This is a genomic window from Marinoscillum sp. HNIBRBA16962 (assembly GCF_057801515.1).
This window is the reverse complement of record NZ_CM173603.1, coordinates 5142021-5156470: the sequence shown is the minus strand read 5'-3', so window position 1 is coordinate 5156470 and position 14450 is coordinate 5142021. Positions and strand designations below refer to the sequence as shown.

The 14450-nt window shown below is 42.9% G+C and carries 11 protein-coding genes; all 11 read left to right on the top strand.

Features of this window, described 5'->3' with window-relative positions; all coding sequences use genetic code 11:
* Positions 1-2: 2 nt before the first annotated feature.
* The 11 genes from nusG (at position 3) to fusA (ending at position 14444) form a co-directional block, all read left to right on the top strand.
* Complete coding sequence (gene nusG, locus AC3E9V_RS21525) at positions 3-560, top strand: transcription termination/antitermination protein NusG (RefSeq protein ID WP_488750233.1); 558 nt, start codon at positions 3-5, stop codon at positions 558-560.
* A gap of 4 nt (positions 561-564) precedes the next feature.
* Positions 565-1005 (top strand): 50S ribosomal protein L11, encoded by a 441-nt coding sequence (gene rplK, locus AC3E9V_RS21520; protein ID WP_488750232.1) that lies wholly within the window; start codon positions 565-567, stop codon positions 1003-1005.
* A 13-nt stretch (positions 1006-1018) separates the two neighbouring features.
* On the top strand, positions 1019-1717 hold the full coding sequence (gene rplA / locus AC3E9V_RS21515; RefSeq protein WP_488750231.1) for a 50S ribosomal protein L1: 699 nt from the start codon (positions 1019-1021) through the stop codon (positions 1715-1717).
* Positions 1718-1722: 5 nt separating this feature from the next.
* Positions 1723-2250 (top strand): 50S ribosomal protein L10, encoded by a 528-nt coding sequence (gene rplJ, locus AC3E9V_RS21510; protein WP_488750230.1) that lies wholly within the window; start codon positions 1723-1725, stop codon positions 2248-2250.
* Positions 2251-2281: 31 nt separating this feature from the next.
* Complete coding sequence (rplL, locus tag AC3E9V_RS21505) at positions 2282-2662, top strand: 50S ribosomal protein L7/L12 (RefSeq protein WP_488750229.1); 381 nt, start codon at positions 2282-2284, stop codon at positions 2660-2662.
* Between the two features lie 126 nt (positions 2663-2788).
* Complete coding sequence (gene rpoB / locus AC3E9V_RS21500; RefSeq protein ID WP_488750228.1) at positions 2789-6658, top strand: DNA-directed RNA polymerase subunit beta; 3870 nt, start codon at positions 2789-2791, stop codon at positions 6656-6658.
* A gap of 58 nt (positions 6659-6716) precedes the next feature.
* Positions 6717-11021: a DNA-directed RNA polymerase subunit beta' gene (gene rpoC / locus AC3E9V_RS21495; RefSeq protein WP_488750227.1), complete on the top strand. Its 4305-nt coding sequence runs from the start codon at positions 6717-6719 to the stop codon at positions 11019-11021.
* Between the two features lies 1 nt (position 11022).
* On the top strand, positions 11023-11355 hold the full coding sequence (locus AC3E9V_RS21490) for a DUF3467 domain-containing protein (protein WP_488750226.1): 333 nt from the start codon (positions 11023-11025) through the stop codon (positions 11353-11355).
* A gap of 110 nt (positions 11356-11465) precedes the next feature.
* Positions 11466-11846 carry a 30S ribosomal protein S12 gene (rpsL, locus tag AC3E9V_RS21485; RefSeq protein ID WP_488750225.1) on the top strand — a complete coding sequence of 127 codons (381 nt, stop codon included), beginning with the start codon at positions 11466-11468 and terminating at the stop codon, positions 11844-11846.
* 8 nt (positions 11847-11854) lie between these two features.
* The gene (gene rpsG / locus AC3E9V_RS21480; protein ID WP_488750224.1) at positions 11855-12322 is read left to right on the top strand and encodes a 30S ribosomal protein S7; all 468 of its coding nucleotides are present in this window, start codon (positions 11855-11857) and stop codon (positions 12320-12322) included.
* Between the two features lie 16 nt (positions 12323-12338).
* Positions 12339-14444, top strand: a complete 2106-nt coding sequence (gene fusA, locus AC3E9V_RS21475) for an elongation factor G (protein WP_488750223.1) — start codon at positions 12339-12341, stop codon at positions 14442-14444.
* The last annotated feature ends 6 nt before the right edge of the window (positions 14445-14450 follow it).

Genomic DNA, 14450 nt, shown 5'->3' with positions numbered 1-14450 from the left:
GGATGTCTGAGTTCAAGTGGTACGTGGTTCGGGCTATCAGTGGCCGGGAAAAGAAGGTAAAAAATTACCTGGAGCAGGAGATTGCCAGAAATGGTATCGAACAACTCGTTCCTCAGGTGCTTATTCCATCAGAGAAAGTATACGAAATGAGAAACGGGAAGAAGCGAGTTCGTGAGCGCAACTTTTTCCCCGGGTATATACTCATACAGGCTGATTTGAGCAATGGCGAAACTCAGCATATTATAACCAATACACCAGATGTGATTGGTTTCCTTGGTGAAGGCTCTACCAGTGCTTCCAAGGATCCTGTTCCACTTCGCCAAAATGAAGTAAACAGAATTCTAGGTAGAGTAGACGAAGCTGAGGAATACGAAGAGAAACTTGACACACCTTATATAGTAGGTGAAACGGTGAAAGTAATGGATGGTCCATTTAGCGGTTTTACCGGCACTGTAGAAGAGGTGTTTGAGGATCGTAAAAAGTTAAACGTAACAGTTAAAATATTCGGAAGGAATACGCCTGTAGAGTTGAATTACATACAGGTGGAAAAACAAGAGTAATCGAATGGCAAAAGAAATCACAGGTTATTTGAAACTCCAGGTACGGGGAGGAGCGGCGAATCCTTCTCCACCGGTGGGGCCGGCACTTGGTGCTAAAGGTCTTAACATCATGGAGTTTTGTAAACAGTTTAACGCCAGGACACAAGATAAGCAAGGCCAATTGATTCCAGTAGTAGTTACAATCTACTCTGATAAGTCTTTTGATTTTGTCATCAAAACTCCTCCGGCTCCTGTTTTGATAATGCAAGCAGCAAAACTCAAAAAAGGATCTCCAGAACCAAACAGAAATAAGGTCGGAAGCATAAGCTGGGATCAGATTAAGGATATTGCAGAAACTAAAATGCCGGATTTAAATGCATTTAAAATTGAGTCTGCAATGAGACAGGTCGCTGGTACAGCCAGAAGTATGGGAGTAAAAGTTTCAGGAAAAGCACCTTGGTCTTAACTAATAGAGTACAATGGGAAAGTTGACAAAAAATCAGAAAAAAGCAATAGAACTACTTGATCCGGAAAAAGAGTATTCTATGGAGGAAGCTGCTCAATTAGTAAAAGATATCACCTTCACTAAGTTTGATGCATCTGTAGATTTGGATGTACGTCTTGGGGTAGACCCCAGAAAGGCCGACCAGATGGTTCGGGGCGTAGTTGCTCTGCCAAATGGTATAGGTAAAGAAGTGAAGGTTTTGGTACTGTGTACTCCTGATAAAGAGGAGGATGCAAAATCAGCCGGAGCAGATCACGTAGGATTGGATGATTACATCGAGAAGATCGAAGGAGGTTGGACAGATATAGATGTAATTATTACTATGCCGACGGTAATGGCCAAAGTTGGTAAGCTTGGACGGGTTTTAGGACCAAGAGGTTTGATGCCTAACCCTAAGTCCGGTACAGTAACGATGGATATCGCTCAGGCGGTACAAGAAGTGAAGGCAGGTAAAATAGACTTTAAAGTAGACAAAACCGGTATCATTCATACAAGCATTGGAAAGGTATCTTTTGATGCACAGAAGATCAAAGAAAATGCTATAGAGATGATACAAACAATCTCGAAGCTCAAGCCTGCTTCATCAAAAGGAACGTATTTCAAGTCAATTTCGCTTTCCAGCACCATGAGTAAAGGAATCGCAATTGATAAAAGTAGCATAGCTGGACTATAAACGTTATGACTAGAGAAGAAAAAGCACAAGTAATAGCTGGACTTACTGAAAAATTCCAGCAAAATACCCATTTCTACATCACCGACACATCCGGACTTTCAGTTGCCGAGATCAACAAATTCCGTGGAATGTGTTATAAAAAAGGTGTGGAATATAAAGTGGTAAAAAATACTTTGATCAAAAAAGCACTAAGTGCTTTGGATGGTGATTATTCTCAGCTGGATGATGTACTGAAAGGATTCTCAGGAATCATGTTCATCAATGAAGGAGCAAGCATCCCTGCGAGAGTCATTAAAGACTTCAAGAAAGAAGATTCTGATCAAAGACCCAAGTTTAAGGCTGCTTCCATAGATTCAGATATTTTCATTGGTGAGGATCAATTAGACGCGTTAAGCAAGCTTAAGTCTAAGCAGGAACTTATCGGTGAAGTCATCACATTATTGCAATCACCTGCTAAAAATGTTATCTCTTCTCTTCAGAGTGGAGGCGACAAGTTGGCTGGTATTGTTAAAACATTATCAGAAAGAGAATAAAGATTATTAACAAAATTAATTATTGACTAAAATGGCAGATTTAAAAGAGTTCGCTGAACAACTAGTTAACCTTTCAGTAAAAGAGGTAAATGAATTAGCCACTATACTTAAGGATGAGTACGGTATCGAGCCAGCTGCAGCTGCTGCACCTGTAATGGTAGCCGGTGGTGGCGGTGAAGGTGACGGTGGTGCTGAGGAAAAATCAGCATTCGACGTGGTTCTTAAGTCACCAGGTGGAGCTAAACTAGCTGTTGTGAAATTAGTAAAAGAACTTACCGGACTAGGACTGAAAGAAGCTAAAGAAATGGTAGATGGATCTCCTAGTACTGTAAAAGAAGGTGTTGCTAAAGACGAAGCTGAAGCACTGAAAAAGCAACTTGAAGAAGCTGGTGCTGAAGTTGAATTAAAATAATTTGATTACATCTTATTAGGGTAATAGGCCTGGCCCCCGATGGCAGCATCGGGGTCAGGTCTTTTCCTGTTTGTACATACTACACATTGTTCTTGATCCTTATTTTGAACTAAAACAGATAAAGCTTTGGCTAAAAATATAACAGAGAGAATTAATTTCTCTTCCATTAAATCTGTAATCGACTACCCTGATTTCCTTGATGTCCAATTGAAGTCTTTCGTAGATTTCTTCCAATTGGACACTCCTTCTGAGAAGAGAGAAGAGGAGGGTCTTTACAAAGTTTTCATGGAGAATTTTCCAATAACCGATTCCCGGGAAAACTTTGTACTCGAATTTGTTGATTACACCGTTGATCCACCCAAATACGCTGTAGACGAGAGTATAGAAAGGGGATTGACATATTCCGTACCGCTAAAAGCGAAACTTCGACTCCTTTGTAATGACGAAGAAAACGAAGATTTTGAAACCATAGAGCAAGAAGTATTCCTTGGGAATATTCCTTACATGACTATGAAAGGATCATTTGTGATCAATGGAGCGGAACGAGTGATTGTTTCCCAGCTTCACAGATCACCGGGTGTGTTCTTTGCTCAAAGTAAACACACCAATGGTACACTTCTTTATTCCGCCAGGATTATCCCATTCAAAGGTTCCTGGATAGAATTTGCGACTGATGTTAATAATGTAATGTATGCCTACATCGATCGTAAGAAGAAGTTTCCGATCACAACCTTGCTCAGGTCTATCGGTTATGGTTCTGATAAGGAAATTCTTGACCTGTTCGGTCTTTCTGAAGAAATAGAAGCCACAGATAAAGAACTCAAGAAAGTAGTAGGCCGAAGATTAGCCGCAAGGGTTTTGAGAACGTGGACTGAAGATTTTGTGGATGAGGATACCGGAGAAGTAGTTTCCATTGATAGAAATGAGGTAGTACTTGAGCGTGATAGCATCCTGAGCGAAGATGATATTGAAACAATCCTCGAAGCTGGAGTAAAGTCTATTATACTCCACAGAAAAGATGTTAATATCACGGATTACTCTATTATATATAACACGCTTCAGAAAGATAACTCAAACTCAGAGAAAGAAGCAGTAGAGCAGATCTACCGACAATTGAGAAATACGGATGCTCCGGATGAGCAGACTGCTCGTGATATTATCCAAAGCCTGTTTTTCAGCGACAAGCGATACGATCTTGGCGAAGTAGGAAGATATCGTATCAATAAAAAGCTGGGGCTTGATATTGGATATGATAAACGAACACTTACTACCGAAGATATTATCCTTATTGTTAAATACCTTATTGGACTGATCAACAGTAAGGCGGTTGTAGATGATATCGACCACTTGAGTAACAGGAGAGTAAGAACGGTTGGTGAACAGCTTTATGCGCAGTTTGGAGTAGGACTTGCTCGAATGGCAAGAACTATTCGCGAGCGAATGAATGTTCGTGATAATGAAGATTTCAAGCCCGTTGATCTTATCAACGCTCGCACACTATCTTCAGTAATCAACTCATTCTTCGGGACAAACCAGCTGTCTCAGTTCATGGACCAAACCAACCCACTTGCTGAGATTACGCATAAGCGAAGGATGTCAGCTTTGGGACCAGGAGGTCTTTCACGAGAGCGAGCCGGATTTGAGGTGCGGGATGTACACTATACTCACTATGGTCGTCTATGTACCATCGAAACACCGGAAGGTCCGAATATTGGTTTGATATCTTCCCTTTGCGTTCATGCTAAAGTGAACCAGATGGGATTTATCGAAACACCTTATCGAGATGTAAATGAGGGGGTGGTTGATATGTCTGGAAATGTCCGGTATTTGACCGCTGAGGAAGAGGACACACACAATATAGCTCAGGCCAATGCGCCATTGGAAGACAATGGGAATTTCCTGAATGATCGGGTAAAAGCTCGTTTCGAAGGTGACTTCCCGGTTGTGGAGCCTAAGGAATTAAAGTATATGGACGTTGCTCCAAACCAGATTGTATCGGTAGCAGCTTCTATGATCCCATTCCTGGAGCATGATGATGCTAACCGTGCTTTGATGGGGTCTAACATGCAGCGCCAGGCTGTTCCGTTACTTCGTCCGGAAGCTCCTATTGTAGGTACTGGATTGGAAGGACGCGTAGCAATAGATTCACGTGCCCTGGTAGTAGCGGAAGGACCAGGTGAAATTGAATATGTAGACGCTAAGAAGATTGTAGTAAGATATGATAAGTCTGAGGAAGACCTTCTTATTTCATTTAATAGCCAAAGTGTCACTTATGAGCTGACCAAGTTCCGACGAACTAACCAGGATACCTGTGTAAACCTGAAGCCAATTGTTACTAAAGGGCAAAAGGTTGAGAAAGGACAGCCGCTTTGTGAAGGGTTTGCTACTGAAAAAGGAGAGCTTGCTTTGGGTAGAAACCTGCAGGTTGCTTACATGCCATGGCAAGGATACAACTTTGAGGATGCAATCGTAATATCAGAAAAAGTGGTGAGAGAGGATATTTTCACCTCTATTCACATCGATGAGTACGAACTTGAAGTCAGGGATACAAAACGAGGTGAAGAGGAGTTGACTTCTGAGATTCCTAACGTAAGTGAGGAAGCTGTGAAGAACCTTGATGAAAATGGTATTATTCGAATTGGCGCTGAGATCAAAGAAGGTGATATCCTGATTGGTAAGATCACACCAAAAGGAGAGACAGACCCTACTCCTGAAGAGAAGCTGTTGAGAGCAATCTTCGGTGATAAAGCCGGGGATGTAAAAGATGCTTCGTTAAAAGCATCTCCATCACTAAGAGGAGTGGTGATAGACACCAAATTATTCTCCAGACCGAAAAAGGATAAAGACCTGCGGGCAAGGACGAAAAAAGAAGTTGAGATGCTTAAATCCCGGTACAGCCATGATCTTACGGAGGTCCGGGAGCAGATGATCGAGAAGTTGAGCAAACTTCTTGAGGGAAAAACCTGTCAGGGTATAAAGCATAAGTTTGGAGATGAGGTTATGTCTAAGGGCACCAAGTTTTCCAAGAAAAACATTGATGCGAATCTTTTCCCTCCTAAGAATATTTACAGGGATGAGAGTAACTACAATGTTCCGGAAGAAGCTAATCTTATTTCTGACCTGATTATTGAAGATTGGACCGCGGATCAGCATACCAATGATCTGATCTTTAGAATGGTGAAAAACTACATCAACAAGCGAAACGAGATCTCCGGAATTTTCAAGAGAGAACGTTTCACACTTGAAGTTGGTGATGAATTACCGGCTGGTATTGTACAACTTGCCAAAGTTTATGTAGCTAAGAAACGTAAACTTAAAGTAGGTGATAAGATGGCCGGACGTCACGGTAACAAGGGTGTAGTTGCGAAGATCGTCCGGGAAGAAGACATGCCATTCATGGAAGATGGTACTCCGGTTGATATTGTACTTAACCCACTTGGTGTACCATCCCGAATGAACATCGGCCAGATCTATGAGACTGTATTAGGCTGGGCCGGGTTGAAACTAGGTAGAAAATACGCTACACCAATTTTTGATGGAGCAACTGAAGAAGAAGTTCAAAATGAACTAAAAGAAGCAGGATTGCCTTCATTCGGTAGAGCGTTCTTATACGATGGTCTGACCGGACAGCGATTTGACCAGCCTGTAACCGTAGGTATAGCTTACATGCTGAAGCTGGGTCACCTGGTGGATGACAAAATGCACGCCAGAAGTATCGGACCTTACTCACTCATCACACAGCAACCACTCGGAGGTAAAGCACAGTTCGGTGGTCAGCGATTTGGTGAGATGGAGGTTTGGGCTCTTGAAGCATTCGGTGCGGCTAATGTCCTTCAGGAGATACTGACCATCAAGTCTGATGATGTAATAGGAAGAGCGAAAGCTTATGAAGCTATTGTGAAAGGTGAAAATATGCAAAAACCTAACATTCCTGAATCTTTCAATGTATTGGTTCATGAGCTTCGAGGCCTGGCACTTGAAATTACCTTAGACTAAAATAATTTGAAAAACATCCCGGCATTTATCGCCGGGATAACCTATAGATCATTTAATTATGGCATTCAGAAAAAATAAAAAACTGACTAACGACTTTTCTAAAGTTACGATTAGCTTGGCTTCTCCTGAGTCGATACTTGAAAGCTCTCACGGTGAAGTTACTCAGCCTGAAACGATCAACTATCGTACTTACAAGCCAGAAATGGGAGGCTTGTTTTGTGAGCGAATATTTGGTCCTGTAAAAGACTGGGAATGTCATTGCGGAAAATATAAGAGAATTCGATATAAAGGGATCATCTGTGACCGGTGTGGGGTTGAAGTGACTGAGAAGAAGGTTCGTAGAGAGCGTATGGGGCATATCGAGTTGGTGGTGCCTGTGGCACATATATGGTACTTCCGCTCTTTACCGAATAAAATTGGCTACCTGCTCGGCTTGCCAACAAAAAAGCTTGACCAAATTATTTACTACGAGCGTTATGTTGTGATCCAGCAGGGGATCAAGGAGGAAGATGGCATCAACCAGATGGATTTCCTCACTGAGGAAGAATACCTGGATATAATGGATAAGCTGCCCAGGGAAAACCAGATGCTGGATGATGAAGACCCTCAGAAATTCATTGCTAAAATGGGTGCTGAGGCTCTTGAAATGCTTTTGTCAAGAATTCAGTTGGATGACCTTTCATACGAGCTCCGTCATCAGGCTGCAACAGATACCTCACAACAACGAAAAGCAGAAGCGCTTAAGCGTCTTCGGGTGGTAGAGGCCTTTAGAGATGCCCGAACCAGGATCGAGAACAAGCCGGAGTGGATGGTTATTAAAATGGTGCCTGTTATTCCACCAGAGCTGCGTCCATTAGTGCCTTTAGATGGTGGCCGTTTTGCTACTTCTGACTTGAACGACCTTTACAGACGTGTCATCATTAGAAATAACCGTCTGAAGAGACTAATTGATATCAAAGCTCCGGAAGTGATCCTTCGTAATGAGAAAAGGATGCTTCAGGAGGCGGTAGATTCACTTTTCGATAACTCCCGAAAAGTAAATGCCGTGAGATCAGATGGAAACCGCGCGCTTAAGTCTTTGAGTGATATGCTTAAAGGTAAGCAGGGACGTTTCCGTCAAAACCTGCTTGGTAAAAGGGTAGATTATTCAGGCCGATCTGTCATTGTGGTAGGTCCTGAGTTGAAAATGCATGAGTGTGGTCTTCCTAAAGATATGGCGGCAGAGTTGTTTAAGCCATTCATCATCAGGAAGCTTATAGAGCGGGGCATTGTGAAGACCGTTAAGTCTGCCAAGAAAATTGTGGATCGAAAAGATCCGGTGGTCTGGGATATTTTGGAAAATGTATTGAAAGGACACCCGGTTCTGCTTAACCGTGCTCCTACATTGCACCGGTTAGGTATCCAGGCTTTCCAGCCAAAACTTATTGAAGGAAAAGCTATTCAGCTCCACCCGCTGGTATGTACTGCGTTTAACGCTGACTTTGATGGTGACCAGATGGCGGTACATGTGCCACTTGGACATGAGGCCATTTTGGAAGCTTCACTATTGATGCTTTCTACGCATAACATCCTTAACCCTGCCAATGGAGCGCCGATAGCCGTGCCATCGCAGGATATGGTTCTTGGGCTTTATTACATCACAAAAGGGCGTAATAGTACGAAAGAAAAACCCGTTTTAGGTGAAGGAATGACTTTCTACAGCGCTGAAGAAGTTGTAATAGCCATGAACGAAGGAAGAATTTCTCAGCATGCTCATATAAAGGTTAGAACTAAAATTCGAAACGAAAAGGGAGAGCTTGAAACGAAAGTTATTGAGACTGTAGCCGGACGAGTATTGTTCAACCTTCATGTACCTGAAGAAGTAGGTTTTGTTAATGAACTTTTGACCAAGAAAAAGCTTCAGAAAATCATTTCTAATGTCTTCAAGATCTCAGGCATGGCCAGAACGGCACACTTCCTTGATGATATTAAAGAGCTTGGTTTCCAAATGGCCTATAAAGGCGGACTTTCTATGGGTCTTGACAACATTCAGATCCCGGATGAAAAAGAACCTTTGGTAGCTCAGGCAAAAGAAGAAGTAGAAGCAGTTTGGAATAATTACCTAATGGGTCTCATTACTGATAATGAGCGGTACAATCAGGTAATTGATATCTGGACTCGAACCAATACCTTGCTGACCAACACCTTGATGCAGCAGTTGGAGGAGGATGATCAGGGATTTAACTCTATCTACATGATGATGCACTCCGGGGCACGAGGTTCGCGAGAGCAGATTCGTCAGCTTGGAGGAATGAGAGGATTGATGGCCAAGCCACAGAAAAACCTACAGGGCTCTGTTGGTGAGATCATTGAGAACCCTATCCTTTCCAACTTTAAAGAGGGATTGGATGTAATCGAGTACTTCATTTCTACACACGGTGCGCGGAAAGGACTTGCAGATACAGCGCTTAAAACCGCTGATGCAGGGTATCTGACTCGTCGATTGGTCGACGTAGCTCAGGATATGGTTGTCAATGAAGACGACTGTGGTACACTTCGTGGACTGGCCGTTCAGGCATTAAAAGACAATGAAGAAATCGTTGAGGCCTTAAGTGAGCGAGTTCTCGGACGAGTTTCCGTACATAATATTTATGATCCGATTACCGATGAGCTTCTGGTAGAGTCCGGAAGTGAGATTACTGAAGAAGTTGCTGACAGAATTGAAGCAACCAGTATTGAGGAAGTTGAGATCAGATCAGTACTTACCTGTGAAACGAAGCAGGGTGTATGTGCGAAGTGTTACGGACGTAACCTTGCCACCGGCAATATGGCCCATATGGGAGAATCTGTCGGTGTAATTGCTGCACAGTCTATTGGTGAGCCGGGCACTCAGCTTACTTTGAGAACCTTCCACGTGGGTGGTACAGCTTCAAACATTGCAGTAGATGCCAATATCAAAGCGAAGTTTGATGGTGTTATCGAATTTGATGAGCTTAGAACTGTAGACTCTACGGATGAGGATGGCAACAAAGTAAAAGTGGTCATGGGACGATCAGGAGAGATCAAGATCCTTGATGCCAAGAAAGAGCGTGTGTTGATCAATAATCACGTGCCTTACGGGGCTATCCTTAAAGTAAAAGAAGGAGATAAGGTATCAAAAGGTGATGAGATCTGCTACTGGGATCCTTATAACGCGGTAATCATTGCTGAGTTTGATGGTAAAGCACAGTTTGATTCAATCATTGAAGGTGTCACTTTCAAAGAGGAGTCAGACGAGCAGACCGGTCACAGGGAGAAAGTGATTATTGACACAAAAGATAAGTCGAAAAACCCTGCGGTAGTTGTTGTAGGTAAGAATGACGAGAAAGGATACAACATTCCGGTAGGAGCACACCTTGCAGTAGACGAGGGAGATACAATTAAAGCGGGTCAGGTACTGGCCAAGATCCCAAGAAAGACTGGTAAATCACGCGATATTACCGGAGGTCTTCCACGGGTAACTGAGCTTTTTGAAGCCCGTAATCCATCTAATCCTGCTGTAGTTAGTGAGATTGATGGTGTGGTTACCTACGGAGGTATCAAACGAGGTAATCGAGAGATTTACATCGAGTCTAAAGATGGTGTGAAGAAAAGGTATCTTGTACCACTTTCTAAGCACATCCTGGTTCAGGACAATGATTTCGTAAGGGCAGGAGATGCGCTGTCAGATGGAGCAATCACCCCTGCAGATATCCTTTCGATCAAAGGTCCTACAGCTGTACAGGAATACCTGGTAAATGAGATACAGGAAGTATATCGACTTCAGGGAGTGAAGATCAACGATAAGCACATTGAAGTGATCGTACGTCAAATGATGCAGAAGGTGATCATCATCGATGCTGGAGATACAAGCTTCCTGACCAATCAAACCGTAGACAGGTTTGCTTTCATGGAAGAAAACGACAGTATTCTGGACAAGAAAGTAGTCGTAGATCCGGGAGATTCCCCGACGCTTAAAGCCGGTCAGATCATCACCAGCAGAAAGCTGAGAGATGAAAACTCAAACCTGAAAAGAAGAGATATGAAAATTGTGGAGGTAAGAAACGCTGAAGCTGCAGTTTCCAGACCTATTCTTCAGGGTATTACTCAGGCGTCACTTGGAACAGAGAGCTTTATTTCAGCTGCATCTTTCCAGGAAACCACCAAAGTACTGAGTGAAGCATCTATCAAAGGAAAAACAGATTACCTTGCAGGCTTGAAGGAAAATGTAATCGTAGGGCACCTGATCCCGGCTGGTACCGGAAACAGGCAATTCCACGGGCACATAGTGACTTCAAATGAGGATTACGAAAACCTTTTAGCCGCTAAAGAGGAGTTTGCAAGATCCAAAGAAGTAGAATCTTAATATGGATCCAAAAGAAGAAAAACAAGACAAAAAGTCTTCCAATCAAATCAATATAGAGTTGTCTGAAGAGACAGCTGAAGGAGTGTATGCAAATCTGGCTATGATTGCTCATTCCAGCAGTGAGTTTGTGATTGATTTCATAAGACTCATGCCAGGAGTGCCAAAAGCAAAGGTGAAATCCCGGATTGTAATCACTCCCGAGCATGCCAAACGCCTTCTGAAAGCATTGGAGGAAAACGTCCATAAATACGAAAAAAGCTTCGGGGAAATCAAATCTGTTGATGAAGCCCCGAAGTTTCCAATGAATTTTGGGGGTACAATGGGAGAAGCTTAAAATTCTCCTATTTTATTTTCCACTTTGGATTGTGATAATAACCCAATATTTCTATCTTTGCGTCCCGATTATTCGGGACCTAAAAATTGGATAATAAGAAATAAAGCATAATGCCAACTATTCAACAATTAGTAAGGAAGGGCAGAAAGAAGTTGACTTCTAAATCAAAGTCTCCAGCATTGGACTCTTGTCCTCAGCGGAGAGGGGTGTGCACCAGGGTTTATACCACTACACCTAAGAAGCCTAACTCTGCCATGAGGAAAGTAGCCAGGGTAAGACTTACCAATGGAAAAGAGGTTAACGCCTACATTCCGGGAGAAGGTCACAACCTGCAGGAGCACTCGATTGTATTGATAAGAGGAGGAAGAGTAAAAGACCTGCCGGGTGTAAGGTACCACATCATCAGAGGTGCATTGGATACCGCTGGTGTGAATGGCAGACTTCAAAGAAGATCAAAATACGGAGCTAAAAAGCCAAAAGATAAAAAATAAGCTAAGAAATGAGAAAAGCTAAGCCAAAGAATAGATATGTCCTACCTGATCCAATTTATCAGGACACCTTGGTTACCAAGTTTGTAAACAACTTGATGCTTAAAGGCAAAAAAAGTACAGCTTACAACATCTTTTATGATGCCATTAAATTGGTTGAAGAAAAAACCAAAGAAAATGGTGTTGAAACCTGGAAGACTGCATTGAACAATGTGTGCCCTGCAGTTGAGGTAAAGAGTAGAAGGGTGGGGGGAGCCACTTTTCAGGTTCCGGTAGAAGTAAGACCTGAGCGTAAACTTTCGCTTGGAATCAAGTGGATGATAAAATATGCGCGTTTACGAGGAGAAAAAACCATGATGGAGCGGTTGGCAGGTGAAATCATCGCAGCTTCTAAAGGCGAAGGTGCTTCTATCAAAAAGAAGGATGATACTCACCGAATGGCAGAAGCAAACAAAGCGTTTTCTCATTTCAGATTCTAAAAAATAAAAATCACTAATGGCTAGAGATTTAAAGTACACCAGAAATATTGGTATTGCAGCACACATTGATGCAGGTAAAACCACTACGACTGAGCGTATCCTATTTTATACTGGAGTAAACCATAAGTTAGGAGAGGTTCACGATGGTGCTGCTACCATGGACTGGATGGAGCAGGAGCAAGAGAGAGGTATTACCATTACATCTGCTGCCACTACGGTATTCTGGAACTATAAAGACGAGAAATATCACATCAACATCATCGATACACCGGGTCACGTGGACTTTACTGTTGAAGTAAACCGTTCTCTGCGTGTACTTGACGGACTTGTATTCTTGTTTAGTGCTGTGGATGGTGTTGAACCACAATCTGAAACCAACTGGCGACTGGCAGATAACTATAATGTAGCCCGAATCGGTTTCGTAAATAAAATGGACCGACAAGGTGCTGATTTCCTTGCTGTGTGTAAGCAGGTTAAAGAAATGCTTGGTACCAAGGCCGTTCCTTTACAGCTACCTATTGGTGCGGAAGACAACTTCAAAGGTGTCGTTGACCTGGTTTCAAACCACGCGATGGTTTGGAATGATGATGACATGGGAATGACCTGGGAAGAGGTGCCTATTCCTGAGGACATGCTGGATGAAGTGGCTGAGTACAGAGGGCATCTTCTGGAAGCTGTAGCGGATTATGACGATACCCTTTTGGAAAAATATTTTGAAGACCCGGCTTCAATATCTGAAGATGAGATCATAGCTGCACTCAGAAAAGCAACCATTGATTTGGCATTCGTTCCGATGCTTTGCGGTTCTGCTTTCAAAAATAAAGGTGTGCAAACTATGCTTAACTATGTGATGGAGCTTCTTCCCTCACCGCTGGATAGAGATCACATCACAGGCAAAGATCCTGTAACCGAAGAAAAGATCGAAAGAAAGCCATCTTTAGAAGAGCCCTTCTCTGCGCTGGCATTTAAAATCGCTACGGACCCGTTTGTAGGTAGACTGTGTTTTGTAAGGTCATATTCAGGAAAGCTGGATTCCGGTTCTTATGTTCACAATATGAGAACAGATAAGAAAGAGCGGATCTCCAGGATATTCCAGATGCATGCCAATAAGCAAAACCAGATCGATACACTTCATTGTGGAGATATAGGTGCGGTAGTTGGTTTCAAAGACATTAAGACAGGAGATACATTGTGTGATGAAAAGCACAGGATCATTCTTGAATCCATGGTATTCCCTGAACCGGTGATCGGTTATGCTATAGAGCCTAGGCAACAGGCTGATGTAGACAAGCTTGGAATGGCCATTTCAAAACTTGTAGAGGAGGATCCTACCCTTCAGGTAGAGACGGACCACGATACTGGTCAGACTATTCTGCGGGGTATGGGTGAGCTTCACCTGGATATTATCATTGATCGCCTTAAGCGAGAGTTTAAAGTAGAGATCAACCAGGGTGCGCCGCAGGTGGCTTACAAAGAGACCATCAATTCAAGCGTTGAGCATAAAGAAGTTTACAAAAAGCAAACTGGTGGACGTGGTAAGTTCGCAGATATTGTTTTTGAACTGAGTCCCGCTGATGAAGACTGGGAAGGAGAAGGATTACAGTTCGTTAACCAGATTGTTGGTGGTGTGATTCCGAAGGAATTTATTCCGGCAATCGAAAAAGGCTTCAAAGAAGCTATGAAAAACGGACCGTTGGCTGGTTTCCCAATAGATTCAATGAAAGTGAGGCTGTATCATGGATCATTCCACGATGTGGACTCTGATGCACTTTCATTCGAACTGGCCGCAAAAGCTGGTTTCAGAGCGGCTGCACAGAAAGCTAAGCCTGCGTTGATGGAGCCTGTAATGTCTGTGGATGTTGTGACTCCTGATGAGTATACCGGTGCTATTACCGGTGACCTTAACCGACGAAGAGGTATTATGAAAGGAATGGATACAAAAGGTAATTCACAGGTAGTGAAGGCCTCCGTACCACTCTCCGAACTCTTTGGTTATGTGACGGACCTGAGAACAATGAGTTCCGGACGAGCTACCGCATCGTTAACGTTCTCACATTATGACCAGGTACCTCAGAATATCGCAGAAAATGTGATTTCTAAAGTAAAAGGAGAAGCGGTTTAATAAGAT

Bases quoted from the DNA above. Each gene is read 5' to 3' on its own strand.
- nusG (WP_488750233.1), top strand. From the start codon at position 3: ATGTCTGAGTTCAAGTGGTACGTGGTTCGGGCTATCAGTGGCCGGGAA.
- rplK (WP_488750232.1), top strand. From the start codon at position 565: ATGGCAAAAGAAATCACAGGTTATTTGAAACTCCAGGTACGGGGAGGA.
- rplA (WP_488750231.1), top strand. From the start codon at position 1,019: ATGGGAAAGTTGACAAAAAATCAGAAAAAAGCAATAGAACTACTTGAT.
- rplJ (WP_488750230.1), top strand. From the start codon at position 1,723: ATGACTAGAGAAGAAAAAGCACAAGTAATAGCTGGACTTACTGAAAAA.
- rplL (WP_488750229.1), top strand. From the start codon at position 2,282: ATGGCAGATTTAAAAGAGTTCGCTGAACAACTAGTTAACCTTTCAGTA.
- rpoC (WP_488750227.1), top strand. From the start codon at position 6,717: ATGGCATTCAGAAAAAATAAAAAACTGACTAACGACTTTTCTAAAGTT.
- AC3E9V_RS21490 (WP_488750226.1), top strand. From the start codon at position 11,023: ATGGATCCAAAAGAAGAAAAACAAGACAAAAAGTCTTCCAATCAAATC.
- rpsL (WP_488750225.1), top strand. From the start codon at position 11,466: ATGCCAACTATTCAACAATTAGTAAGGAAGGGCAGAAAGAAGTTGACT.
- rpsG (WP_488750224.1), top strand. From the start codon at position 11,855: ATGAGAAAAGCTAAGCCAAAGAATAGATATGTCCTACCTGATCCAATT.
- fusA (WP_488750223.1), top strand. From the start codon at position 12,339: ATGGCTAGAGATTTAAAGTACACCAGAAATATTGGTATTGCAGCACAC.